At 52.1% G+C, this 26,445-nt stretch carries 23 protein-coding genes; 15 read left to right on the top strand and 8 right to left on the bottom strand.

Annotated elements, in window-relative coordinates; genetic code table 11:
* Positions 1–145 precede the first annotated feature (145 nt).
* The 5 genes from xisR (at position 146) to roxA (ending at position 5,069) form a co-directional block, all read left to right on the top strand.
* A complete protein-coding gene (gene xisR, locus OGY68_RS10130; protein ID WP_057068670.1) occupies positions 146–361 on the top strand; it encodes an excisionase family protein in 216 nt (71 codons plus the stop codon).
* Positions 361–1,647 carry a site-specific integrase gene (locus OGY68_RS10125; RefSeq protein ID WP_286502544.1) on the top strand — a complete coding sequence of 429 codons (1,287 nt, stop codon included), beginning with the start codon at positions 361–363 and terminating at the stop codon, positions 1,645–1,647. The genes xisR and OGY68_RS10125 overlap by 1 nt, the downstream gene beginning before the upstream one ends.
* Before the next feature lie 73 nt (positions 1,648–1,720).
* On the top strand, positions 1,721–2,392 hold the full coding sequence (phoP, locus tag OGY68_RS10120; protein ID WP_003846709.1) for a two-component system response regulator PhoP: 672 nt from the start codon (positions 1,721–1,723) through the stop codon (positions 2,390–2,392).
* On the top strand, positions 2,392–3,855 hold the full coding sequence (phoQ, locus tag OGY68_RS10115) for a two-component system sensor histidine kinase PhoQ (RefSeq protein WP_008784442.1): 1,464 nt from the start codon (positions 2,392–2,394) through the stop codon (positions 3,853–3,855). The genes phoP and phoQ overlap by 1 nt, the downstream gene beginning before the upstream one ends.
* Before the next feature lie 92 nt (positions 3,856–3,947).
* Positions 3,948–5,069: a [50S ribosomal protein L16]-arginine 3-hydroxylase gene (gene roxA / locus OGY68_RS10110; protein ID WP_003030786.1), complete on the top strand. Its 1,122-nt coding sequence runs from the start codon at positions 3,948–3,950 to the stop codon at positions 5,067–5,069.
* 102 nt (positions 5,070–5,171) lie between these two features.
* Here the strand turns inward: roxA and pepT are convergent, their stop codons facing one another.
* A complete protein-coding gene (gene pepT / locus OGY68_RS10105; protein ID WP_020996480.1) occupies positions 5,172–6,398 on the bottom strand; it encodes a peptidase T in 1,227 nt (408 codons plus the stop codon).
* A 250-nt stretch (positions 6,399–6,648) separates the two neighbouring features.
* Here pepT and potA point away from each other — a divergent pair, with 250 nt between their 5' ends.
* The 5 genes from potA to OGY68_RS10080 all read left to right on the top strand — a co-directional run bounded on the left by potA (position 6,649) and on the right by OGY68_RS10080 (position 11,120).
* Positions 6,649–7,785: a spermidine/putrescine ABC transporter ATP-binding protein PotA gene (potA, locus tag OGY68_RS10100; RefSeq protein WP_003832287.1), complete on the top strand. Its 1,137-nt coding sequence runs from the start codon at positions 6,649–6,651 to the stop codon at positions 7,783–7,785.
* Positions 7,769–8,626 carry a spermidine/putrescine ABC transporter permease PotB gene (gene potB / locus OGY68_RS10095; protein ID WP_057068651.1) on the top strand — a complete coding sequence of 286 codons (858 nt, stop codon included), beginning with the start codon at positions 7,769–7,771 and terminating at the stop codon, positions 8,624–8,626. Before potA ends, potB begins: the two co-directional genes overlap by 17 nt.
* On the top strand, positions 8,623–9,402 hold the full coding sequence (potC, locus tag OGY68_RS10090; protein WP_003030794.1) for a spermidine/putrescine ABC transporter permease PotC: 780 nt from the start codon (positions 8,623–8,625) through the stop codon (positions 9,400–9,402). The genes potB and potC overlap by 4 nt, the downstream gene beginning before the upstream one ends.
* Before the next feature lie 27 nt (positions 9,403–9,429).
* A complete protein-coding gene (gene potD, locus OGY68_RS10085; RefSeq protein ID WP_003030797.1) occupies positions 9,430–10,476 on the top strand; it encodes a spermidine/putrescine ABC transporter substrate-binding protein PotD in 1,047 nt (348 codons plus the stop codon).
* A 137-nt stretch (positions 10,477–10,613) separates the two neighbouring features.
* Positions 10,614–11,120: a methyltransferase family protein gene (locus OGY68_RS10080; protein ID WP_048226888.1), complete on the top strand. Its 507-nt coding sequence runs from the start codon at positions 10,614–10,616 to the stop codon at positions 11,118–11,120.
* Between the two features lie 21 nt (positions 11,121–11,141).
* Here OGY68_RS10080 and cobB read toward each other — a convergent pair whose 3' ends face one another.
* The 5 genes from cobB to lolC all read right to left on the bottom strand — a co-directional run bounded on the left by cobB (position 11,142) and on the right by lolC (position 16,117).
* Complete coding sequence (gene cobB, locus OGY68_RS10075; RefSeq protein WP_003832281.1) at positions 11,142–11,963, bottom strand: Sir2 family NAD+-dependent deacetylase; 822 nt, start codon at positions 11,961–11,963, stop codon at positions 11,142–11,144.
* A 15-nt stretch (positions 11,964–11,978) separates the two neighbouring features.
* On the bottom strand, positions 11,979–12,890 hold the full coding sequence (gene nagK, locus OGY68_RS10070; protein ID WP_020996481.1) for an N-acetylglucosamine kinase: 912 nt from the start codon (positions 12,888–12,890) through the stop codon (positions 11,979–11,981).
* 89 nt (positions 12,891–12,979) lie between these two features.
* Positions 12,980–14,224 (bottom strand): lipoprotein-releasing ABC transporter permease subunit LolE, encoded by a 1,245-nt coding sequence (gene lolE, locus OGY68_RS10065; RefSeq protein ID WP_003030804.1) that lies wholly within the window; start codon positions 14,222–14,224, stop codon positions 12,980–12,982.
* On the bottom strand, positions 14,224–14,925 hold the full coding sequence (gene lolD / locus OGY68_RS10060) for a lipoprotein-releasing ABC transporter ATP-binding protein LolD (RefSeq protein ID WP_286616983.1): 702 nt from the start codon (positions 14,923–14,925) through the stop codon (positions 14,224–14,226). The genes lolE and lolD overlap by 1 nt, the downstream gene beginning before the upstream one ends.
* A complete protein-coding gene (lolC, locus tag OGY68_RS10055) occupies positions 14,918–16,117 on the bottom strand; it encodes a lipoprotein-releasing ABC transporter permease subunit LolC (protein WP_032934420.1) in 1,200 nt (399 codons plus the stop codon). The genes lolD and lolC overlap by 8 nt, the downstream gene beginning before the upstream one ends.
* Before the next feature lie 261 nt (positions 16,118–16,378).
* On the opposite strand from lolC, the gene OGY68_RS10050 reads away from it, so the two are divergent.
* The 3 genes from OGY68_RS10050 (at position 16,379) to ldtC (ending at position 22,123) form a co-directional block, all read left to right on the top strand.
* Complete coding sequence (locus tag OGY68_RS10050; protein ID WP_057068649.1) at positions 16,379–17,443, top strand: acyltransferase family protein; 1,065 nt, start codon at positions 16,379–16,381, stop codon at positions 17,441–17,443.
* Positions 17,444–17,561: 118 nt separating this feature from the next.
* Complete coding sequence (mfd, locus tag OGY68_RS10045; protein ID WP_286616980.1) at positions 17,562–21,008, top strand: transcription-repair coupling factor; 3,447 nt, start codon at positions 17,562–17,564, stop codon at positions 21,006–21,008.
* A 149-nt stretch (positions 21,009–21,157) separates the two neighbouring features.
* On the top strand, positions 21,158–22,123 hold the full coding sequence (ldtC, locus tag OGY68_RS10040; RefSeq protein ID WP_032944376.1) for a L,D-transpeptidase LdtC: 966 nt from the start codon (positions 21,158–21,160) through the stop codon (positions 22,121–22,123).
* A gap of 86 nt (positions 22,124–22,209) precedes the next feature.
* Here ldtC and bhsA read toward each other — a convergent pair whose 3' ends face one another.
* Positions 22,210–22,467, bottom strand: coding sequence for a multiple stress resistance protein BhsA (gene bhsA / locus OGY68_RS10035; RefSeq protein ID WP_003030810.1), 258 nt, complete (start codon positions 22,465–22,467; stop codon positions 22,210–22,212).
* A 243-nt stretch (positions 22,468–22,710) separates the two neighbouring features.
* On the opposite strand from bhsA, the gene comR reads away from it, so the two are divergent.
* Both comR and OGY68_RS10025 read left to right on the top strand, forming a co-directional pair.
* Entirely contained in the window at positions 22,711–23,346 is a 636-nt protein-coding gene (gene comR, locus OGY68_RS10030; protein WP_008784432.1) for a TetR family copper-responsive transcriptional repressor ComR, read from the top strand.
* Positions 23,347–23,600: 254 nt separating this feature from the next.
* Positions 23,601–25,781, top strand: coding sequence for a TonB-dependent siderophore receptor (locus OGY68_RS10025; protein WP_048214422.1), 2,181 nt, complete (start codon positions 23,601–23,603; stop codon positions 25,779–25,781).
* 57 nt (positions 25,782–25,838) lie between these two features.
* On the opposite strand, the gene OGY68_RS10020 is transcribed toward OGY68_RS10025, so the two are convergent.
* Positions 25,839–26,378 (bottom strand): glycine zipper 2TM domain-containing protein, encoded by a 540-nt coding sequence (locus OGY68_RS10020; RefSeq protein ID WP_003030814.1) that lies wholly within the window; start codon positions 26,376–26,378, stop codon positions 25,839–25,841.
* Positions 26,379–26,445: the final 67 nt, after the last annotated feature.

The following is a 26,445-nucleotide window of genomic DNA, read 5'->3' as shown; positions in this document are numbered from 1 at the left end:
TTCTACAGCGCGCTATACAGCCGAGCATGAAACTCAAGAAAAAACGGTGCCAAAAACGAAAGGCAAAACCAACTACTGATTTTTGATTATCAATATTCGCCAGCTGCAGCATGTACTGTTGTGGCTGGCGGCATCGGAGTTATGTATGTCGCAACTCATTTTCAGCGAAGAGTGGATGGTTGAAGCGCGACTAACAGAAAAGACCGGCTTGTCTGAAAGACAAATTAAAAGTTATCGGTTGAATTTGTGGATCGAAGGCGTGCATTTCAAACATCTGACAGCTCTCGGGGAAACTAACAATTCTAAAGGTCTGCTTTGGTACAACTATCCAAAGATTAACCAATTAGTACAGGAAGCATGATGGACTTTCCAACCGGCGTTGAGCTGCATAATGGAAAAATACGGATCACATTTACCTATCGCGGCAAACGTTGCCGCGAAGTCCTTCGGGGCTGGACGGTGAACAGCAGCAACATCAAAAAAGCTGGAAATCTTCGCGCGCTCATAACAAGTGAAATACAGTTCGGTAAGTTCGACTATGCGAAACGTTTCCCGGAATCCAAAGCACTTAAGAAGTTCATCACAACCAAAAAAATCACCACGTTTAAAGAGTTGAGTGATTTTTTTACAGACACCAAAGCCTTAGAGGTATCTGGTGCAACACTGCTCTCGCTTACTTCGGTCGTAAATACGTTACTGCGTATAATCGGAGAAAATACCCGTCTGGTAGATATTGAGCATTCCGACATTTTGCATTACCGAAAGGAGTTATTGATCGGGACAATTATTAACCCGGCAATGCCGAATCTGGCCAGGCAGGGCCGCGCGCCCTCAACAGTCAATAAACAGATGGCAGTTTTATCAGAAATGCTTAAGCTCGCAAACCGAAGCCAGTTTATATTGCATGCTCCTTATGAAGGAGTGTCGCGACTCAAGTTATCTAAAAATGATCCCGACCCACTTTTACTTCATGAGTACCAGGCACTGATAGCCGCCCTTCCCCGTAGCCAGGCATTAATCATCATTGTTGCCGTACATACGGGGATGAGGCCGGGCGAGATATGCGCCCTGGCATGGGAAGATATTGATTTGGTAAAAGGTGAAATCCACGTATCCAGAAGTTTGACGAATAAGCGAGTATTTGTGCCTCCTAAGACAGATGCCGGAATAAGGACGATAACGTTGCTTAGACCTGCTCTGGATGCACTGAAGGAACAATACGAAATCACCGGCGCTAATCCGAAGCAAGAAATTCGATTTCACCATCGGGAGATCGGAAAAACTGAGCAGCAATCTCTTCGCTTCGTTTTTTCACCGACAGCATATTCGTCAAAAAAAGGCAGTTACTTCTCCAAGAACTCGATTGCCTATGGCTGGAAGCGAGGCACTAAACTTGCAAATATCCGCGAAAGGAATCCTTATCAGTCACGGCATACCTACGCATGCTGGACGTTGATGGCCGGAGCGAACCCGTCATTCATAGCGAGTCAGATGGGACATGAAGATGCGCGCATGGTGTACGAGGTTTACTCCAAGTGGATTGGCGACATGAACCAGGATCAGGTCAACATGCTGAACAATCAGATGCCAACAGCACTGCCCCCAGGGCGCCCCCACGGGCAGGGGAGCATGAGAAAAGTTATTTAATTTCATAGCGCTGCTTTCAATCCACATAATCAGCGTTAAACTATTCATACCATTATTTTAGGGAGAAACGATGATGCGCGTACTGGTTGTCGAGGATAATGCTTTATTACGCCACCACCTCAAGGTTCAGTTACAGGATTTAGGGCATCAGGTGGATGATGCAGAAGATGCGAAGGAAGCGGACTATTATCTGAATGAACATCTGCCGGATATCGCGATCGTTGATTTAGGACTCCCCGATGAAGATGGTTTGTCGCTGATCCGCCGCTGGCGCAGTAATGAGGTTTCGCTGCCGATTCTGGTATTAACCGCACGCGAAGGCTGGCAGGATAAAGTGGAAGTCCTCAGCGCCGGTGCTGACGATTACGTCACCAAACCGTTTCACATCGAAGAAGTGGCTGCGCGCATGCAGGCACTGATGCGCCGCAACAGCGGTCTGGCATCGCAAATTATCTCCCTTCCGCCTTTTCAGGTGGACCTCTCTCGACGCGAGTTATCCGTCAATGATGAAGTTATCAAGCTCACTGCGTTTGAATACACCATTATGGAAACGCTCATCCGTAATAATGGCAAAGTGGTCAGTAAAGATTCGCTCATGCTGCAGCTTTACCCGGATGCCGAGCTGCGCGAAAGTCACACCATTGATGTTCTAATGGGACGTCTGCGTAAGAAAATTCAGGCGCAATATCCGGACGACGTCATCACCACCGTGCGTGGTCAGGGATATCTTTTTGAACTGCGCTAATGAATAAACTATTGCGTCATTTTTTCCCGCTATCGCTACGGTTGCGCTTTTTACTGGCAACCGCAGGCGTTGTATTAGTGCTCTCGCTGGCCTACGGCATGGTTGCTCTGGTGGGCTACAGCGTCAGCTTTGATAAGACAACGTTTCGACTGCTGCGGGGTGAAAGTAATCTCTTTTATACCCTGGCAAAGTGGGAAAACGGCAAGATAAACGTCGAGTTGCCTGAAAATCTCGATATGCAAAGCCCAACAATGTCGCTGATCTATAACGAAAGCGGTGAGTTGTTGTGGGCTCAGCGCAATGTTCCCTGGCTGACGAAAAGTATCCAACCGGACTGGCTAAAAACGAACGGTTTTCATGAAATTGAAGCCAATGTAGACGCCACCAGCACTTTACTGGGCGAAGATCACTCCGCTCAGCAGCAGTTAAAAGAAGTCAGAGAAGATGATGACGACGCCGAAATGACCCACTCCGTGGCGGTGAACGTCTACCCCGCCACAGCCAGAATGCCGCAACTGACCATTGTGGTTGTCGACACTATTCCTATAGAGCTAAAGCGCTCGTATATGGTCTGGAGCTGGTTTATTTATGTGCTGGTCGCCAATCTGTTGCTGGTCATTCCGTTGTTATGGGTGGCTGCGTGGTGGAGCCTACGGCCGATTGAATCACTGGCGCGTGAAGTCCGTGAGCTTGAGGAACATCATCGTGAGATGCTAAATCCCGCCACCACACGCGAACTGACCAGCCTGGTTCGTAATCTCAATCGGCTTTTAAAAAGCGAACGTGAGCGCTACGATAAATACCGCACCACATTAACCGATCTCACTCATAGCCTGAAAACGCCACTGGCGGTACTGCAAAGTACGTTGCGCTCAATGCGTAATGAAAAGATGAACGTCAGCGACGCAGAGCCTATCATGCTGGAACAAATCAGCCGTATTTCCCAACAGATAGGCTATTACCTGCATCGCGCCAGTATGCGTGGCAGCAGTGCCCTACTCAGTCGCGAGCTGCACCCGGTCGCGCCGTTGCTGGATAAGCTCACCTCGGCGCTGAATAAGGTGTATCAGCGTAAAGGGGTCAACATTAATCTCGATATCTCACCTGAGATCAGCTTTGTGGGCGAACAGAATGACTTTGTCGAGGTGTTGGGCAACGTCTTGGATAACGCCTGTAAATATTGTCTGGAGTTTGTCGAGATTTCGGCGCAACTGTCTGAGGATCAGCTGCATATTCTGGTCGAAGACGATGGTCCTGGTATTCCGCAAAGCAAACGGGAAGTTGTGTTTGACCGCGGACAGCGCGTAGATACGCTACGTCCAGGACAAGGCGTCGGTCTGGCGGTGGCGCGAGAAATCACCGAACAGTATGACGGGCAGATTATTGCTGGTGATAGCCTGCTGGGTGGTGCGCGCATGGAAGTTATTTTTGGTCGCCAGCAGCCGGGCCAGAAAGACGAGTAATCGTCGCATGTAATAAATATGTACTGACTTCACGCTTGAGGTTAAGTATCCGTTATAATCGGTTGCAGATACCAGCCTGCGGGATGCTCACTATGGAATACCAACTCACACTTAATTGGCCCGATTTTCTTGAACGCCACTGGCAGAAACGCCCGGTGGTCTTAAAACGCGGGTTTAATAACTTTATTGATCCTCTTTCTCCTGACGAACTGGCTGGACTGGCAATGGAAAGCGAAGTCGACAGCCGACTCGTCAGCCATCAGGATGGTAAATGGCAGGTTAGCCATGGTCCCTTCGAAAGCTACGACCATCTTGGCGAGAACAACTGGTCTTTGCTGGTGCAGGCGGTCAACCACTGGCACGAACCTACCGCCGCGCTGATGCGCCCGTTCCGTGAATTACCGGACTGGCGTATCGACGATCTGATGATTTCTTTCTCTGTACCCGGTGGAGGCGTTGGCCCGCACCTGGATCAGTACGATGTATTTATCATTCAGGGAACCGGTCGTCGTCGCTGGCGCGTAGGCGAAAAGCTGCAGTTGAAGCAGCACTGCCCTCACCCGGATCTCCTTCAGGTCGACCCGTTTGAAGCTATCATCGATGAAGAGCTGGAACCCGGCGATATCCTGTACATTCCACCGGGATTCCCGCACGAAGGCTATGCGTTAGAAAACGCGATGAACTATTCGGTTGGCTTCCGTGCGCCAAACACTCGCGAGCTGATCAGCGGCTTCGCCGATTACGTTTTACAACGCGAACTGGGCAGCACCTATTACAGCGATCCTGATCTGCCACCGCGCGATCATCCGGCCGATGTTCTGCCGCAGGAGATGGATAAGCTGCGCGAAATGATGCTGGGCCTGATTAATCAGCCAGAACATTTCCAGCAGTGGTTTGGCGAGTTTATTTCTCAGTCTCGTCATGAGCTGGATATTGCCCCGCCGGAGCCACCGTATCAGCCAGACGAAATTTATGATGCCCTGAAACAAGGTGATGTGTTAGTGCGTCTGGGCGGATTGCGCGTATTGCGCATTGGCGACGACGTCTACGCTAACGGTGAGAAAATTGATTCACCGCATCGTCCTGCGCTGGAAGCGCTGGCCAGTCATATTGTGCTGACGGCTGAGAACTTTGAGGATGCGCTGGAAGATCCTTCTTTCCTTGCCATGCTTGCCGCGCTGGTCAACAGCGGGTACTGGTTCTTCGAAGGGTAATGCGGACTGTGCCTGATGCGACGCCATGCGTCTTATCAGGCCTACTGGAGTGAAATATTGTAGGCCGGATAAGCAAAGCGCCATCCGGCAACTACACATATTTTATTTTTGTTTCGCGGCCAATTCAGCAATACGCACAATCACCTGCACCGCTTTTTCCATTCCTTCCAGGGTTACAAACTCATGCTTACCATGATAGTTGTAGCCACCGGTGAACAGATTCGGACACGGTAATCCCATAAATGACAGCTGTGCGCCGTCAGTGCCGCCACGGATCGGTTTCAGCACAGGCTCAATATCACAATCGCGCATCGCCTGCTGGGCGATATCCAGCACATGCGGATGCTCAATCACTTTTTCGCGCATATTGTAGTAACTGTCTTCAATCACCAATTCGATATAACAGTCCGGGTGTAACCCTTTGCCGACCTTCTTGGCGATATCCATGATCTTACGTTTACGCGCTTCAAACTGCTTACGGTCAAAATCACGAATAATGTAGTGCATATCCGCCCGATCGACCGTCCCTTTCATGCTCGCCAGATGATAAAAGCCTTCGTAGCCTTCCGTCTTTTCCGGGCTTTCATCTGCCGGAACCTCTGCATGAATACGCGCTGCCAGCGACAGCGCATTCACCATCACCCCTTTTGCGGTGCCGGGATGCACATTGTTGCCAACAATTTTGATATTAACCGACGCGGCGTTGAAGTTCTCAAACTCCAACTCACCTACGCCACCACCGTCAACGGTATAGGCCCACTGCGCATCGAATGCCGCAACATCAAAATGCTTCGCCCCTTTACCCACTTCTTCGTCCGGCGTAAAGGCTACGCGGATATCACCGTGCGGAATATCTTTTTGGATAAGCACAGCCAGCGCGGTCATGATTTCCGCCACCCCTGCTTTATCATCCGCCCCCAGCAACGTTTTACCGTCTGTGGTGATCAGCGTCTGACCCAGAAGTTGATGCAGCACCGGGAACATCACCGGCGATAAAACTTCATCACCAATGCCTAACGCAATATCGCCACCGCGATAGTTTTCAACGATTTGCGGATTGACATTTTTACCGCTGAAATCCGGTGAGGTATCCACATGGGAAATAAAGCCGATCGCGGGAATATTGCCAGCAACGTTCGCGGGTAACGTTGCCATCAGCGTACCTTTTTCGCTCAGTGAAATATTAACCAGCCCCATCTCTTCGAGCTGTTGTTTGAGCAGTTGTAATAATTTCCACTGTCCTTCGGTGCTGGGAACCTGCCGCACGCCCGATTTTGATTGGGTGTCCAGCGACACGTAGTGTAAAAAACGCTCAAGTAGTTTATCCATGCAGTCACCCTCACTTTTTGTGACAACATTATCAATAAGCAACAAAAGACAAATATTGCGTCAGGTCACTTTTATCCCCGCAAGTGAGAATATTTCGCCCTGACATCCCCTCTGACTATAGGGCTAAGTCAGTAATTCGCAACAAGGATTGGCGATTACAATGGTTTGCCGTAGAATAACGGCCCTCATTAAGAGTCATCAAGGTGGTTAACCACAAACCCCGCATCGGTCAGCCATCCGTTGCGTTTACATGGGACAGAGTAAAAAATTGAATAAACAACCGCGTTCGCTTTCTCCACTGGTGCAATTAGCGGGAATTCGCAAAAGTTTCGATGGCAAAGAGGTGATTTCCAGCCTGGATTTGACCATCAATAATGGCGAGTTTCTTACGCTACTTGGCCCCTCTGGCTGCGGTAAAACAACCGTTCTTCGCCTGATTGCCGGTCTGGAAACGGTTGATTCCGGTCATATTTTGTTGGACAACGAGGACATCACTCACGTTCCAGCGGAAAATCGCTACGTGAATACCGTCTTCCAAAGCTATGCGCTATTCCCCCACATGACTGTGTTTGAAAATGTGGCCTTTGGTTTGCGCATGCAAAAAACGCCCGCAGCCGACATTTCTCCCCGCGTTACCGAAGCCCTGCGCATGGTGCAACTGGAAGAGTTCGCCCAGCGAAAACCGCATCAACTTTCCGGCGGACAGCAGCAGCGCGTAGCGATTGCCCGAGCAGTGGTCAACAAACCCCGCTTACTCTTGTTAGATGAATCCCTCTCTGCGCTGGACTACAAACTGCGTAAGCAGATGCAGAATGAACTGAAAGCACTGCAGCGTAAGCTTGGTATCACTTTTGTCTTTGTCACACACGATCAGGAAGAAGCGCTGACTATGTCTGACCGCATCGTGGTGATGCGCGATGGTAAGATTGAGCAGGACGGTACGCCGCGCGAAATCTACGAAGAGCCAAAGAATCTGTTTGTCGCCGGGTTTATCGGTGAGATCAATATGTTTAACGCCACGGTGATTGAACGTCTGGATGAACAGCGTGTTCGTGCTAACGTTGAAGGCCGCGAGTGCAATATTTATGTCAACTTCGCGGTAGTTCCCGGACAAAAGCTGCACGTCCTGTTACGCCCTGAAGATTTGCGCGTTGATGAAATCAACGATGATAATCATATCGAAGGCCTGATCGGCTACGTGCGTGAACGCAACTACAAAGGCATGACGCTGGAGTCGGTTGTAGAACTGGAAAATGGCAAGATGGTGATGGTCAGCGAATTCTTCAACGAAGACGATCCTGACTTTGACCACTCGCTCGACCAGAAAATGGCAATTAACTGGGTAGAAAGCTGGGAGGTCGTACTGGCTGATGAAGAGCACAAGTAAATTCCAGAGTGTGGTGATCTTCACCATTGTCGGTTGGCTTGTGTTATTTGTCTTTCTGCCCAACCTGATGATCATCGGCACCAGCTTTTTGACCCGTGACGACGCCAATTTCGTCAAAATGGTCTTTACGCTGGAGAACTATACGCGCCTGCTCGATCCGCTCTATTTTGAGGTACTGGTTCACTCCCTCAATATGGCGCTGATTGCCACGCTCGCCTGTCTAATACTCGGCTACCCGTTTGCCTGGTTTTTGGTGAAACTGCCGGAAAAAGTACGCCCGCTGCTGCTGTTCCTGCTGATTGTTCCGTTCTGGACCAATTCCCTTATTCGCATCTACGGACTCAAAATTTTCCTCAGCACCAAAGGCTATCTCAACGAGTTTCTGTTATGGCTCGGCGTTATCGATACACCCATTCGCATTATGTTTACTCCCAGCGCGGTGATTATCGGGCTGGTATACATCCTGCTGCCGTTTATGGTGATGCCGCTCTATTCCAGCATTGAAAAGCTCGATAAACCGCTGCTGGAAGCCGCACGCGATTTAGGCGCCAGTAAGCTTCAGACCTTCACCCGCATCATTATTCCGTTGACGATGCCGGGGATTATCGCCGGATGCCTGCTGGTCATGCTGCCCGCAATGGGGCTGTTTTACGTTTCCGACTTAATGGGCGGCGCGAAAAACCTGCTGATTGGTAACGTAATTAAAGTTCAGTTCCTGAACATCCGCGACTGGCCGTTTGGTGCAGCCACCAGCATTACACTGACCATCGTGATGGGTCTGATGCTGCTGATCTACTGGCGCGCCTCCCGCTTACTGAACAAGAAGGTGGAACTCGAATGATCGGTCGACTGCTTCGCGGCGGTTTTATGACCGCTATCTACGCGTATCTGTATATTCCAATCATCATTCTGATTGTGAACTCCTTTAACAGTTCGCGCTTTGGCATCAACTGGCAGGGTTTTACTACTAAATGGTACGGCCTGCTGATGAATAACGACAGCCTGTTGCAGGCGGCGCAGCACTCGCTGACGATGGCGGTGCTATCCGCCACCTTTGCCACCTTGATCGGCTCACTCACTGCGGTTGCGCTGTACCGTTACCGTTTTCGCGGTAAACCGTTCGTCAGTGGCATGCTGTTCGTGGTGATGATGTCGCCGGATATTGTGATGGCAATATCTCTGCTGGTGCTGTTTATGCTGATCGGCATTCAACTGGGCTTCTGGTCGCTGCTGTTCTCGCATATCACTTTTTGTCTGCCTTTTGTGGTGGTGACGGTTTACTCTCGCCTGAAAGGTTTTGATGTCCGCATGCTTGAGGCGGCTAAAGATTTGGGTGCCAGCGAAGTAACTATTCTGCGCAAGATAATACTGCCACTGGCTATGCCTGCGGTGGCTGCGGGTTGGTTGCTGAGTTTTACGCTGTCGATGGATGATGTTGTTGTTTCATCTTTCGTCACCGGACCGGGTTATGAAATTTTGCCATTAAAAATCTACTCAATGGTTAAAGTCGGCGTATCACCAGAGGTGAACGCGCTGGCGACCATTTTGTTGGTTCTGTCGCTGGTTATGGTGATTGCCAGCCAGCTTATTGCACGTGATAAAACCAAGGGCCGCTAAGGCCCTTAATTCAGGGGACGTTAAATGATGAAAAAATGGTCACGCCACCTGCTCGCGGCGGGTGCTCTGGCACTGGGCATGAGCGCCGCTCACGCGAATGACAACAACACGCTCTATTTCTATAACTGGACTGAATACGTCCCACCGGGTCTGCTGGAACAGTTCACCAAAGAAACCGGCATTAAGGTTATCTATTCGACCTACGAGTCGAATGAAACCATGTACGCCAAGCTCAAAACCTATAAAGACGGCGCATACGATTTGGTGGTTCCGTCCACCTATTACGTCGATAAAATGCGTAAAGAAGGCATGATCCAGAAGATCGACAAGTCGACGTTGACCAACTTCCACAACCTCGATCCGGAAATGCTCAACAAGCCGTTTGACCCAAACAATGACTACTCCATCCCGTATATCTGGGGTGCAACGGCCATTGGCGTCAACAGCGATGCTATCGATCCGAAAACCGTCACCAGTTGGGCCGATCTGTGGAAGCCGGAGTACAAAGGCAGTCTGCTGTTAACGGATGATGCGCGAGAAGTGTTCCAGATGGCGCTGCGCAAGCTGGGATATTCCGGCAATACCACCGATCCTAAAGAGATTGAAGCCGCCTATAACGAGTTGAAGAAGCTGATGCCTAACGTTGCGGCATTTAACTCTGACAACCCGGCCAACCCGTATATGGAAGGCGAAGTTAATCTGGGGATGGTGTGGAACGGCTCCGCGTATGTTGCGCGTCAGGCGGGCACACCGTTGGAAGTGGTATGGCCGAAAGAAGGTGGCATTTTCTGGATGGACAGCCTGTCTATTCCGGCTAACGCGAAAAACAAAGAAGGTGCGCTGAAGCTGATTAACTTCCTGCTGCGCCCGGACGTCGCGAAAGAAGTCGCAGAAACTATCGGTTACCCGACGCCGAACCTGGCAGCACGCAAGCTGTTAAGTCCTGAGGTCGCGAACGACAAAACGCTCTACCCTGACGCGGAAACCATCAACAAAGGGGAATGGCAAAACGATGTCGGTTCCGCCAGCGCTATCTACGAAGAGTATTATCAGAAGCTAAAAGCAGGACGCTAATACTCGTGCAACCCGGCAGGCGTCGCTGCGCCGGGTTGCTACCTGCCAATCCCTACTTTTTACGCCTTTCGGCTGATTCCCGCTCCCCAGTTTCTGGCTATGCTTACAGTATTCCAGGCCGGCTTCTGAGGCTTCCAATGACAACACTCTGGCTGCTACTTGAGTTGGCTAATCTGATCGTATTTACGCTGGTGATTCTCCCACGTAAGCAGCCGGTAAACGCTCGTCCTTTGCTGCCTGTCATCGCAACCCACCTGCTACGGCTCACCTTTTTAATACCGATCCTGGTTTTTGGTTATAGCCTGTTTTTCAGTCATCAGATTGGCCCGGTGGAGTGGGGATGTCTGATTTTGGCGATCGTAGGTAACGCGCTGGTCATCAAAGGAAAATGGGATTTGGGGGAGAGCCACACATGGACAGGCTACTATTTACCTCGTGCAAAAAGGGTTACGCGCGGCATTTTTGCCTGGATTGCGCACCCCATGTATACCGGAATTATTCTGGTGATTATCTCGTGCAGCCTGGTTTACATTACCCGACTACCCATATGGCTGAGCGCACTGGGGCTGATCTGTTGTTTTTACATCGTAGGATTTTTGATTATGGCGGCCCTGCGTGAGGACCGCCAGCTTGTACAGGCTTAAACAGTATTATCCGGATAGCCGTTACAGCCCTTTCAATAACTTCTCAACGAACTCAGGCACTACCTGGCTTGCCGGACCGTAATACTTCTCTTCAAACTCGCTGCCTACCTGGCTCGGTTCGAGATTGAGTTCTACCGTATGTGCCCCATGCAGTCGCGCCTCATGCACAAAACCCGCTGCCGGATAAACATGTCCCGATGTGCCAATCGCAATGAACACATCTGCCATTGCCAGTGCCATATAAATTTCATCCATACCCAGCGGCATTTCACCAAACCACACTACGTGTGGTCGCAGCGGTGCCGGAAACTGGCAGCAATGACATTTATCTTCCGGTGTCACATCGCCCGTCCATTCCAGAATCTGCCCGCTTTGCGAACAGCGAACTTTGAGCAACTCGCCGTGCATATGGATAACGTTCTGGCTGCCCGCACGCTCATGCAGATTATCAATGTTCTGCGTCACCAGTAAAAAACGATCGCCCAGCTCGGCTTCGAGTTTTGCCAGTGCGATATGCGCCGCGTTGGGTTGGATTTCAGGCTGCTGCAACTGATGGCGACGGGCGTTATAAAACGACTGAACCAGTTCCGGGTTTCGACTAAATCCTTCCGGAGTCGCAACGTCCTCTACCCGATGTTCTTCCCAGAGACCATCCGCCGCGCGGAATGTTCGAATTCCTGACTCAGCGGAGATTCCCGCTCCAGTCAGTACCAGCACTCTTGGTTTTTCCATCAATTCAGGCACCACTCTGTCTCTGAAAAAGATTCGTTGACGCAGGCGATCGCGCAAATGGCGTTTATTTTTACGAAAGCGGCTTAACCGATGACCCCGACGCGACAGCATAACAACCTCTTTGTATTAATCGGTAAGATGTAGGAAAGCAGCCCCGCGCATCCCGCCGGCATCACCGTGCCGTGCCTGCTCAATACGCGGTACCCGGGCAACCGGCAGCAGATGACGTGGCAGTCGATCCGCCAGTTGCGTCGTAATAGCGGTAAAATTCGACAAGCCTCCGCCAATCACCACCAAATCAGGATCGACGATAGTCAGGATATTCCCAAGACACACCGCCAGCAAATCCAGATAGCGTTCAACGTGGGCACGCGCGTGTTCATCACCCTGCTCCCACAGCGCGATAATTTCGCGGGCATCCAGCGGTTGATGGTAGTAATGCTGATACAACCACGCAAATCCACCGCCGGAAAGATAGCTTTCGATGCATCCCAGTTGACCGCATCCGCAGCGGCGCAGCGGGAAATCAAAGCCCATCAGCGTCAGCGCATCGACCGGCAAACGAATATGACCAAACTCACCGGTGATATAGCTGCGTCCGGTGATGGATTTCCCGTTAAGCACCAGGCCGCCGCCGACGCCCGTACCGAGAATCAACCCCATCACCAGCGGATATTGGGTGAACTCGTCATCCCAGGCTTCGGAGAGAGCAAAACAGTTCGCATCGTTATCCAGACGCACATCGCGGTCAAGGCGAGCGCTGAGATCGGCGCGGAGCGGTTTGCCACTGGCGGCAGGAACATTGGCCGCGTACAGCGTGCCGTCTTCGGTTTCCGGCATGCCCGGAATGCCGATGCCTACCGAACCTTTGATGCCGAACCGCTGATCCGCTTCCGTCACCAGATTGCAGACCGCATCAAGGAAAGCGTCGTAGCTGTCGCGAGGCGTAGGAACGCGAGTTTCCCATTGCAGACGACGTTGCTTATCAAACACGCCCAGCGCAATTTTGGTCCCGCCGATGTCAAATCCGTAATACATCACCGCTCCTTGATACACGTCATCCTTCAAGATGCCTCTGCGTTGGCTACGCCTTGATGCAGCATGAATGCTGTCGTGTATTATTGTTGTTATTGGCCGCTAAGTACTCTCGCAGGATCAATATTGCTGGCGCGACGCGCCGGATACCAACTTGCCAAAAGACTCAGCACGAGTGCTGTCACCAGCACGTAAATCACATCCAGCCAGTGTAATTCCGATGGCAGGAAGTCAATGAAATAGATATCGCCGGACAGGAACTGATGGCCGATAAGCGCCTCAATCCCGTTTATGATCGGCGTCAGTTGCAACGAAACAACCACCCCGATGACGACGCCTATCAGGCTACCGAACAGACCCGCCAGCAGGCCGTACCAGACAAAAATGGCACGGATCAACCCATCTTTCGCCCCGAGGGTTCTTAATACCGCAATATCGCCGCTTTTGTCTTTTACCGCCATCACTAACGTGGAAACGATATTAAAACAGGCCACGCCAATAACCAGCACCATAGCCAGATACATAATGGCGCGGATCATCTGAATATCGCGGTACATATAGCCGTAGGTGCCGATCCAGCTCTTGATGTAAACATAGTTATTGGTGACTTCACCCGCGTCCCGCACCAGCTTATTGGCGTTAAACACGTCGTTAACCTTCAGCGCGATCCCGGAAACGCTGGTTCCCATATCGAGATATTGCTGCGCATCTTCCATTGGGATCATGGCAAAGCTGTGATCGAGCTGACCGCTCAGTTGCAGGATCCCCGTCACGTGCAAACGCACGCGTTTAGGCTGCTGTAGCTTATGATCCGCACTGGCGTTAGGGATCATAATCGACACCCAGTCACCCTGCTTCACCTTCAGCGCATCGGCAATACCCTTACCAATGATGATTTGTTGTTCACCGGCTTTAAAATTATCCCAGGCGTGGTTTTGCACAAAGGATGGCAACGCGCTTAAACGCTGCTCCTGTTTCGGGTCTACGCCCTTCACTTGCACCGCGCGTAAGTTCGCCCCGCTCTCCACCAGTCCGGTAAAGTTGATATAAGGCGCCGCGGCGACAATACCCGGCACTTTTTGTACCTTGTCGAGCGCTTCCTGCCAGTTATTCCACGGCTGATTTACGGCTTCAATCTCTCCGTGTGGGACTACGGCCAGAATACGGTTGTTCAGCTCACGCTCAAATCCGTTCATGGCACTTAAACCGACGATCAACACCGCCACACCCAACGCGATGCCAACGGTAGATATCACCGAAATTAACGAAACCATACCGCCGCGCCGCCGACCACGGCTAAAGCGCAGACCAATCAATAACGATAAAGGCGAAGCCATTACTCAGCTCCCATCAGGCTCAGTTCAACCGTCAGGCGACCATCGCGCATTTCAAGCTGGCGACTCATCCGCTTCGCCAGTTGCAGATCGTGCGTCACCACCAGAAATGCCGTGCCCTGAGAGCGGTTCAGCTCACCCAGAAGCTCGAAAATGCTGTCCGCGTTACGCGCATCCAGGTTACCCGTTGGCTCATCCGCCAGGACCAGACGCGGGTTATTCACCAGCGCACGCGCGATGGCCACCCGCTGGCGTTCGCCGCCAGACAGTTCAGACGGGCGATGACTGGCACGATGATCCAGCCCTACCGCTTTCAGCATATCCCGTGCGCGCTCGGTGATTTCAGCCGGTTTTTTCTTGCCGATCAGCAGCGGCATCGCTACGTTTTCCAGCGCGGTAAAATCCGGCAGCAAATGGTGGAACTGGTAAATAAAGCCCAGCTTCTGATTGCGCAGTTCCGCTTTCGCCGCCGACGAGAGCTTGCTCATTGGCTGACCGCTAAAAATGACGTCGCCGGAAGTCGGGGTATCCAACCCACCTAACAGATGCAGCAACGTACTCTTGCCGGAGCCGGAGCTGCCGACAATCGCCATCATCTCACCTTCGCCGACGCAAAAACTGACATCGTGCAGTACATCGGTCTGCACAGTGCCTTCCTGATAGCGTTTGCACAGGTTGTCGCATTGCAACAGGATCTTATTCATAACGTAAAGCCTCAGCGGGTTGAGTGGCGGCAGCGCGCCAGGAAGGATAAAGCGTAGACAGCAGCGCGATGGCCATCGCCACCAGCGCAATGACGATAACCTGCAGCGGCTCGATAGCGACCGGCAGCGCAGCGCCATCCAGCAGCACACCAATAATTGGCATCAGATTGTTCAGTTGGCTGGCGAGCAAGGCACCCAGTACAGCGCCCAGCAGCGCGCCAATCACCCCGGCACTGGCCCCCTGAACCATAAACACCATCATTATCTGCCGCGGCGTTAGCCCCTGCGTTTGTAAAATCGCCACTTCCCCTTGCTTCTCCATTACCATCAGACCCAGCGAGGTAATAATATTAAAAGCCGCCACCGCCACGATCAGGCTAAGCAGCAGCCCCATCATGTTCTTTTCCATGCGCACGGCCTGGAACAGTTCCCCTTTGCGCTCGCGCCAGTCCTGCCATTTGGTGCCCTGCGGCAGCGTTTGCTGGCTCAGCGTGTCAACTTTTAACGGTTCGTTCAGCCACAGACGCCAGCCAGTGATATTACCCACCGGATAGCGCATCAGACGCGAGGCATCCTGAATGTTGGTCAGCATCTGGTAGCCATCGACTTCGCTGTTGGCGGCGAAAGTGCCAATCACCGTAAACAAACGCTGGCTCGGCAAACGCCCCATCGGCGTAAACTGGCTGGCCGAGGGCACCATCACACGGATTTGATCGCCACGGTTCACGCCCAACTGCCCGGCAAGTTGCTCGCCGAGGATGACATTATACTTACCCGGTTGCAGATCTGTTTGCTTCACATTGACCAGATACGGTGTTAACGGATCTTTTTGCGCCGGATCGATACCGAGCATCACGCCGACGGCAACGCTACGCGCGCTTTGCAGCACCACATCTCCCGTAGTTATGGGTGCAACGCGGTTGACGCCGTTCAACACCACCGCTTTTTCCGGCAGTTGTTGCGGGTTGAGGGAACCCTGTTCAGACGAGAGTACGGCCTGAGGCATCAGGCCAAGAATATTGTTTTGCAGCTCGCGCTCGAAACCGTTCATCACCGACAACACCGTGACCAGCGCCATTACCCCGAGAGTAATGCCTATGGTGGAGAGCCAGGAAACGAAGCGACCGAAGCGATCTGCTGCACGCCCACGCATATAACGCAGGCCGATGAATAGAGCGACAGGTTGGTACATGAAATCCGTCTGGTTGCTGTTAGCAAAGTCACGAGTATATAAGCGAAAGCGGAATGGGTAAATGACTGAACCGTAAGTGTTCGTCAGCACTATTCCTAAAAGTATAAATAAATCAATTCGCTAAAGTTGTCCCTCTTTCCTTCAGCCCGGGTCCCTGATCTTTATCTTAAAAAAACAAAATGCAGACAGTTACGCATTACAGCGCACAGCGGGTTGCGCAGGATGGCAGGCTATAGCCAACAATATGGATACGCCGTCTCGATGAAGAAAAAAGAACTATGGATTAATCAAATCAAAGGGTTATGTATTTGTCTGGTGGTGATTTACCACTCGGTAATCACGTTTTACCCGCACCTCACTACTTTTCAGCATCCGCTTTCAGAGCTGCTGAGCAAATGCTGGATTTACCTCAATTTGTACCTGGCGCCGTTTCGCATGCCGGTCTTTTTCTTTATTTCGGGGTATCTGATCCGTCGCTACATTGATAGCGTCCCGTGGCCCACCTGCGTGGATAAGCGGATCTGGAGCATTGCCTGGGTGCTGGTGCTTTGGGGAGTGGTGCAATGGCTGGCGTTAGTCGCGCTCAATAACTGGCTGGCCCCACAGCGCGATCTGAGCCATGCTGCCAACGCCGCGTATGCCGATTCGATCGCGGGTTTTACCCACGGAATGCTGACCGCCAGCACCAGCTTGTGGTATCTGTACGCGCTGATTGTCTATTTTGTTCTGTGTAAGATTTTCAGCCGCTGGGCGGTGCCGCTGTTGGCGTTATTTGTGGTGCTAAGCGTGGCGATCAATTTTGTCCCGACGCCGTGGTGGGGAATGAACAGCGTGATTCGCAATCTGCCCTGGTACAGCCTCGGTGCATGGTTTGGCGCAACGCTGATGGTGTGGATCAAGGAGGTGCCCCTGCGCCGCCATGCGGTCATTGTTCTGGTTAGCGCAATCGCCGCCGTCGTCGCGTGGCTGGCAAATGTCTCACTATTACTTTCTCTGCTTTCCATTGTGCTGATCATGAAGCTGTTTTATCAATTTGAGCAGCGCTTTGGTATGCGTGAGTCCGGCCCGTTAAGCGTGATTGGTGCCAATACCATCGCCATCTACACCACCCACCGTATTCTGGTTGAGCTGTTCAGCTTAACGCTAATCCCCAAAATCAATCATACCGCCTGGCCTGCATATGCGGAGCTGGCCCTGCTGCTGGTGTATCCGTTCGCCTGCCTGCTACTGTGCACCTTGTTTGGCCTGTTGGTACGTAAAATTTCACAAAAAACAGTGGCCGACCTGCTCTTTTCCCCGCCTTCTTTATCGGCTGTCTCGCGCTAACCCCTACGCGCTTTTTGCCCCCATCAGGGGGCGAATCAATTTGCTTATGAGAAACGATCACGGATAATAAAGAACATTGCTTATCAGATGTATATCTAAACGAGATCCTGACAACCGAATGCCTGAACAACATCGTTACACGCTCCCGGCGAAAGCTGGCGATCAGCGCCAGTTAGGTGAGCTTACCGGTGCCGCCTGCGCAACGCTGGTCGCCGAAATCGCCGAACATCACGCGGGTCCAGTGGTCCTGATCGCGCCGGACATGCAAAATGCGCTGCGTTTGCATGATGAAATTCGTCAGTTTACTGACCAGATGGTGATGAACCTGGCCGACTGGGAAACGCTACCCTACGACAGCTTTTCTCCCCATCAGGAGATTATCTCCTCGCGGCTCTCCACGCTGTATCAGCTGCCTGCCATGCAGCGCGGCGTGCTGATCGTTCCGGTAAATACACTGATGCAGCGCGTTTGTCCGCACAGCTATCTGCACGGTCATGCGCTGGTCATGAAAAAGGGCCAGCGATTTTCACGTGACGCTCTGCGTGAACAGCTGGACAGTGCGGGCTATCGCCATGTTGATCAGGTCATGGAACACGGCGAATACGCCACCCGCGGCGCACTGCTGGATCTGTTCCCGATGGGTAGCGAGTTGCCTTATCGCCTGGATTTCTTTGATGACGAAATCGACAGTCTGCGTCTGTTTGATACCGACACCCAGCGCACGCTGGAAGAAGTCGATGCCATTAATTTGCTTCCCGCACACGAATTCCCGACTGACAAAACGGCCATCGAGCTATTCCGCAGCCAGTGGCGTGATACCTTTGAGGTGAAACGCGACGCCGAACATATTTACCAGCAGGTCAGCAAAGGCACGTTACCTGCGGGTATTGAATACTGGCAACCGCTGTTTTTCAGCGAGCCGCTGCCGCCGCTGTTCAGCTACTTCCCCGCCAATACGTTATTGGTGAATACCGGTGATATCGAGACCAGCGCAGAACGCTTCCAGACCGATACCCTGTCGCGCTTTGAAAATCGCGGTGTTGATCCGATGCGCCCGCTTCTGCCGCCGGAATCGCTGTGGCTGCGGGTTGATGAGCTGTTTTCTGAACTTAAACGCTGGCCGCGCGTTCAACTGAAAACCGAGAGTCTGGCGAACAAAGCAGCGAATACTAACCTTGGGTTCCAGAAGCTGCCGGATATCGCCGTTCAGGCACAGCAAAAAGCGCCGTTAGATGCGTTACGTAAATTCCTTGAAGGCTTCACCGGTCCGGTGATTTTCTCGGTGGAAAGTGAAGGCCGCCGTGAAGCACTTGGCGAACTGCTCGCCCGTATCAAAGTGGCGCCGAAGCGGATATTGCGACTCGATGAAGCCGTAGATAACGGTCGTTATCTGATGATTGGCGCAGCTGAGCACGGCTTCATCGATAGCAAACGCAATCTGGCGCTGATTTGTGAAAGCGATCTGCTTGGGGAACGCGTGGCGCGCCGCCGCCAGGATTCTCGTCGCACCATCAACCCGGATACGTTAATTCGTAACCTCGCAGAGCTGCATCCCGGTCAGCCGGTGGTGCATCTGGAGCATGGCGTGGGTCGTTATGCCGGTATGACCACGCTGGAAGCGGGCGGCATCACCGGTGAATATCTGATGCTCACCTATGCCAACGACGCCAAACTGTACGTGCCGGTGTCGTCACTGCATCTGATCAGCCGCTATGCAGGTGGCGCAGAAGAGAATGCGCCGCTGCATAAACTTGGCGGCGATGCCTGGTCACGTGCCCGACAGAAAGCCGCTGAGAAGGTGCGCGATGTTGCGGCAGAGCTGCTGGATATTTATGCCCAGCGCGCGGCGAAAGAAGGCTTTGCCTTTAAGCATGACCGTGAACAGTATCAGCTGTTTTGCGACAGTTTCCCGTTTGAAACCACGCCTGACCAGGCGCAGGCGATTAACGCGGTACTCAGCGATATGTGTCAACCGCTGGCCATGGACCGACTGGTCTGCGGCGACGTCGGCTTTGGTAAAACCGAAGTCGCGATGCGCGCGGCCTTTCTCGCCGTAGAGAACCACAAGCAGGTTGCCGTGCTGGTGCCGACCACCCTGCTCGCACAGCAGCACTTCGACAACTTCCGCGACCGCTTTGCCAACTGGCCGGTACGCATTGAGATGTTGTCCCGTTTCCGTAGCGCCAAAGAGCAAGCGCAGATTCTGGAGCAAGTTGCCGAGGGAAAAATTGATATTCTCATCGGCACGCACAAACTGCTGCAAGCGGATGTGAAGTTAAAAGATCTGGGTCTGCTGATTGTCGATGAAGAGCACCGTTTCGGCGTGCGCCACAAAGAACGCATCAAGGCGATGCGCGCAGATGTCGATATTCTGACCCTGACGGCAACGCCAATTCCACGTACGCTCAATATGGCAATGAGCGGCATGCGCGATCTGTCGATTATCGCCACGCCGCCCGCTCGTCGTCTGGCGGTCAAAACCTTCGTGCGCGAATACGACAACCTGGTGGTACGCGAGGCGATCCTGCGTGAAGTTCTGCGCGGGGGACAAGTTTATTATCTGTTTAACGACGTCGAAAACATCCAGAAAACCGCTGACAGATTAGCAGAACTGGTGCCGGAAGCGCGTATTGGTATCGGTCACGGACAAATGCGCGAGCGCGAACTGGAACGCGTGATGAACGATTTCCACCATCAGCGTTTTAACGTGCTGGTGTGTACCACCATTATCGAAACCGGGATCGACATCCCCACCGCTAACACCATCATCATCGAACGAGCGGATCACTTCGGTTTAGCGCAATTACACCAGCTACGTGGTCGTGTGGGACGTTCTCACCACCAGGCTTACGCCTGGCTGCTGACGCCGCATCCGAAAGCAATGACCACCGACGCGCAAAAACGTCTGGAAGCCATCGCCTCGCTGGAAGATTTGGGCGCAGGTTTTGCGCTGGCGACCCACGACCTCGAAATTCGCGGCGCCGGGGAATTACTGGGTGAAGATCAGAGTGGTTCCATGGAAAGCATCGGCTTCTCACTGTATATGGAACTGCTGGAAAACGCGGTCGATGCGCTCAAAGAGGGACGCGAACCGTCGCTGGAAGATCTCACCAGCCAGCAAACCGAAGTTGAACTGCGCATGCCGTCTCTGCTGCCGGATGACTATATCCCGGATGTAAACACCCGACTGTCGTTCTACAAGCGCATTGCCAGTGCGAAAGGCGAAAACGAGCTGGAAGAAATTAAGGTCGAGCTGATAGACCGTTTTGGTCTGCTGCCCGACCCGGCTCGTACGCTGCTGGATATCGCCCGTTTACGCCAGCAGGCGCAGAAACTGGGGATCAGAAAGCTCGAAGGCAATGAAAAAGGCGGTACCATTGAATTTGCCGAGAAAAACCACGTCAACCCGGTCTGGCTGATTGGTTTACTGCAAAAGCAGCCGCAGCACTTCCGTCTGGACGGTCCAACCCGGCTGAAATTCATGCAGGAGTTGAGCGAGCGTAAAACGCGGATCGACTGGGTCCGCCAGTTTATGCGTCAGCTTGAAGAAAACGCCGTAGCATAGTGAACAGGCCGGGTGAGCACACCACTCACCCGGCCTGATGAATTTACAAACTCTTTGCACTTCCCTGCACTTCCCGACACAGCAAACAGCCATAATTCTCGTTTACTTTTACATAATAAAAACCACGTAAAAACAATGGATTTATGGTGATGTTAAACAATAAACGACTCTCTCGCTGGCTCGCGTTTTTTACGCTTGCAGCGACATTCGCGTTAGCACTTCCGGCTCAGGCAAACACCTGGCCGCTGCCGCCACCGGGAAGCCGTCTGGTGGGTCAGAATGCCGTTCACGTTGTTGAAGACAATGGCGGTTCTCTGGAAGCGATTGCGAAAAAGTACAATGTCGGCTTTCTCGCGCTGCTGCAGGCCAACCCTGGCGTTGACCCTTACGTACCACGTCCGGGCAGCGTTTTGACGATCCCGTTACAAACTCTGCTACCTGATGCCCCGCGCGAAGGTATTGTTATCAACCTCGCTGAACTGCGTCTTTATTATTACCAGCCGGGGACCAATTCGGTGACCGTGTATCCTATTGGTATTGGCCAGTTAGGTGGTGACACGCTGACGCCTACGATGGTAACCACCATCTCTGATAAACGCGCCAACCCCACCTGGACGCCGACGGCAAATATCCGCGCGCGATACAAAGCAAACGGGATTGACCTGCCTGCCGTTGTGCCTGCCGGTCCGGATAACCCGATGGGCCATCATGCGATTCGCTTAGCGGCATACGGCGGCGTGTACCTGTTGCACGGTACAAATGCTGATTTTGGCATCGGAATGCGCGTCAGCTCCGGCTGTATTCGTCTGCGCGACGGTGATATAGAAACCCTGTTCCGTCAGGTAACGCCCGGAACTAAGGTCAATATTATCAATACGCCGATCAAAGCATCCGTTGAGCCTAACGGCGTGCGCCTGGTGGAAGTACACCAACCGCTGTCCGAAAAAATCAATGACGACCCGCAACTGCTGCCGATCGTGCTGAACGCGTCCATGCAGACATTTAAAAATGCGGCGCAAACAGATACCGCCGTCATGGATCATGCGATGGAGATTCGCTCAGGCATGCCGGTCGATGTGACCCGTCATCATGACGTTGCTCAACAACCGCTGTAAACGTAGCGTATAAAAAAACCCCCGCTGGATTTTATTCCGCGGGGGTTTTTTATTTAACTCGCAGTGGCATTGCGATGGGTTAAATCTTATTTGTAGATAACAGCAGTTCCGTGAAGAGTGTTAGGACCGGTAACGGAAGTAATACGGAAAGACTTCGCACCCATCTCATCGGCTTTCTGCGCCAGTTGATCTTCCAGAGAACCTAGGTTAGTCCCCGCATTCGCAGAAATAGTACCGACTTTCTCTTGGCCCGCAGGAGTGGACTGAACTTCAACAGCGGCAAAGCTTGCAAATGACAGTGAGCTAAGAACAGCAGCGACAAACAGTGTTTTTACGTTTTTCATGATAGTGACCTTTAGCAGATGAATAGGTGTCGAAAAGATTAACTTAACGATCGATAGGTAAATCATAGATGTGATCCAGGTCACGCGTCAACATTTTTTTATAATGATCGTTATATAAAATATAAAGGTCTTATTTTTCATACTAATAGCTATAAATTATTTTTATCGTGAATCCGCTGGAGTGTGCAGTCGAATATTTTTATAATGGTTATTCAATAAACCCAACAAAGGTACATCGGCGCCATGACAACTGAAACGACAGGTTGTGCAAAAAAAAGCCGTGGCCGACCAAAAGTGTTCGACAGGGAAGCCGCGCTTGATAAGGCCATGACACTCTTCTGGCAGCACGGATATGAAGCGACCTCGCTCGCCGATCTCGTGGAAGCCACCGGCGCAAAAGCGCCCACGCTGTATGCGGAGTTCACCAATAAAGAAGGGTTGTTCCGTGCCGTACTGGATCGCTACATCACCCGCTTTGCGGCGAAACACGAAGCCCAGCTGTTTTGTGAAGAAAAAAGCCTTGAGTCCGCACTTGAAGACTATTTCACCGCTATAGCGACCTGCTTTACCAGCAAGGACACCCCGGCGGGATGTTTCATGATTAATACTTCTGCGACGCTGGCAGCCTCTTCCCGCGATATTGCGCACACGGTGAAATCCCGCCATGCAATGCAGGAACAGACGCTTACCCAGTTCCTTCACCAGCGCCAGCAACGAGGCGAAATTCCGGCCCATTGCGACGTGCAAAAACTGGCCGAATACCTGAACTGTATTTTACAAGGTATGTCGATCAGCGCCCGTGAAGGCGCAACGTTTGAAAAACTGATGCAGATCGCACACACAACTCTGCGGCTGTGGCCCGAACTCGTCAAAGCTTAACCCTTTCCCGCAATTCCCCCGCTGTACTCATACCACCGGGAGCTGATAAAGCCCCCGGTTAGATTCCCGTTCTATTGTCCCTACATTTCTCATTGTTTTCATCGTGTTACCCGATCATTTTTTGTAAAAAGTATTGATAACGACAATTATTATCAGCAATATTCGCATTTGTTTTAATGCCTGTTTCACAATGTAACCATCGGTTTCTCTACCGCTATAACAAAAACAGACCGACTTTTTTAAAAGGAATACAAATGCATAAGCGTCTCTGGGTGCTCAATCCTCTCCTGTTATCTTTAACTCTACCCGCTGTTGCGGCTGAGGAAGAGAACCTCATCGTCAGCGCCAACCGTAGCCAGCGCACAGTGGCAGAAATGGCGCAAACGACCTGGGTTATTGAAGGAAGCGAGATTGAACAACAGGTTCAGGGAGGTAAAGAGTTCAAGGATGTTCTTGCTCAGCTAATCCCAGGAATCGATGTTAGTAGCCAGGGACGCACAAACTACGGCATGAACATGCGCGGTCGCGCCATTGTCGTGCTAATTGACGGTGTCCGTCTGAACTCCTCGCGAACCGACAGCCGTCAGCTTGACTCCATTGACCCATTTAACATTGCGCACATTGAAGTCATTTCAGGCGCAACCTCTCTTTATGGCGGTGGCAGTACCGGCGGATTAATCAACATTGTCACCAAAAAAGGTCAGCCGGAGCGTGAAGTAGAACTCGAACTGGGGAGCAAAAGCGGCTTCAACAATAGCAACGATCATGATGAACGCGTTGCCGCGGCGGTGAGTGGCGGAACCGATCGCGCTTCCGGGCGTATGTCCGTCGCGTATCAACGATTTGGCGGCTGGTATGACGGTAATCACGATGCCCTGCTGCTCGATAACACCCAAACCGGGTTACAGCACTCCGATCGTCTGGACGTCATGGGCACAGGGACGATTGAACTTGACGACAACCGTCAGTTGCAACTGGTTACGCAGTACTATAAAAGTCAGGGGGATGACGATTACGGGCTGGATCTCGGCGAGAACATGTCCGCCGTGACCGGAAACGGCAAAGCATATACCAGCAGCGGACTGAATTCCGATCGTATTCCCGGCACCGAACGTCATCTTATTAGTCTGCAATATTCAGATGCAGATTTTTTTGGCCAGAACCTGGTCAGCCAAATCTATTACCGTGACGAATCGCTGAAATTCTACCCCTTCCCTACGCTCAGCAAAGGCAAAGTCACCAGTTTCTCCGCATCACAGCAGGACACCGACCAGTTTGGTGCCAAAATTACCCTCAACAGCCAGTTGATGGATAACTGGGAGCTGACGTGGGGTGTCGATGCCGATCACGAAACCTTCGACTCCAATCAGAAATTCTTCGATCTGGCCTGGTCCCTGCCCTCCGGCGGCATGGACAACCGTACCGCTTATACCACCGGGCGTTACCCCGGTTACAGCATCACCAACTTCGCGCCTTTCCTGCAAAACAGCTATGACATTAACGACATTTTTACCCTCAGCGGCGGCGTGCGCTATCAGTGGACCGAAAACAGGGTTGATGATTTCGTTGGCTATGCTCAACAGCAGGGAATCGCGACCGGGCTTGCGAACTCTGCCGATACCATTCCGGGCGGCAAAACCGATTACGATAATTTCCTGTTCAACGCCGGTATCCTTGCCCACCTGACCGACCGTCAGCAAACGTGGTTTAACTTTTCTCAGGGCGTGGAGCTTCCGGACCCAGGGAAATATTACGGTAACGGTACCTATTCGCTGGTTGGGGATCATTACCAGCTCCAGCGCAGCGTCAACGTGGCGGATTCACGTCTGGAAGGGATTAAAGTTAACTCGTACGAACTGGGGTGGCGCTACACCGGCGATAGTCTGCGCACGCAACTGGCCGCTTACTACTCGACTTCGGATAAATCGATCGTTATCAACCGTAGCGATATGACCATTAACGTTCAGCCCGACGATCGCCGCATTTATGGCCTTGAAGGTGCAGTAGATTATTTCATTGCGGACACGGACTGGAGTCTGGGTGGCAACTTCAACGTCATTAAATCGGAAGTGAAACAGAACGGTAAATGGCAAAAATGGGATGTCACGCTGGCCTCACCGTCCAAAGCAACCGCGTGGGTCGGCTGGGCACCAGAACCGTGGACCTTGCGCGTACAGAGCCAGCAAACATTTGATCTGACCGACGCCAGCGGTAACAAGCTGGATGGCTATAACACGATGGACTTTATCGGCAGCTATCAGCTCCCGTTGGGTAAACTGACCTTCAGCGTGGAAAACCTGCTGAATGAAGAGTACACCACACTGTGGGGACAACGTGCGCCACTGCTGTATAGCCCAACCTACGGCAGCCCGTCACTGTATGAATACAAGGGCCGGGGTCGTACATTTGGTCTGAACTACGCCTTAACCTTCTGATAAAAAAAGCCCCCCAGCCTGAGCGAATGGGGGGCTAATGTTCAGGATAATGCTATTTTACGCTTTGTTATTCAGTACCAACTGTCCGTTGTTATCCAACGGAATTTGCGCGCCGGGGTCCTTATCCATACGGATTTTCCCCTGCTGATCGCCAATTTTGTACGTCACGTCGTAGCCCAGCATCTTTTCAGATTTGTCATACACCGTTTTACAACGCTGCTGCGTGGTGGTGTAAGTATCGTTTTCCTGCATCGAACCCTGAATCTGGTTACCTGCATAGCCGCCGCCTAAAGCACCGGCCACGGTAGCAATATCTTTACCACGTCCACCGCCAAACTGATGCCCAATAACACCACCCGCAACCGCGCCCAGTACGGAACCCGCGATACGGTTTTCATCTTGTACCGGCTTGCGGTGGGTGACCGTTACGTTCCGGCACTCCTGACGCGGTGTTTTTACCGACTCTTTAATCGGTGTTGCAGAGACAACTTGCGCATACTGTGGGCCGCGCTCGAAAACGTTCAGACTGGCCACCGCTGCAACACCCAGCGCAGCAGCTACGCCAATCCCTATACCCGCCAACATTGATTTATTCACGGGACTTCCTCCTTTTTTGCTATTAGCAACAACTTTGCAACAGAAGGTAAGGAATGCCAATCAGATT

It is taken from the genome of Citrobacter sp. Cpo065 (assembly GCF_030332805.1).
GTDB lineage: Bacteria > Pseudomonadota > Gammaproteobacteria > Enterobacterales > Enterobacteriaceae > Citrobacter > Citrobacter portucalensis.
Note: the sequence above shows the minus strand (reverse complement) of the source record. Positions and strands in the feature narration are given on the sequence as shown.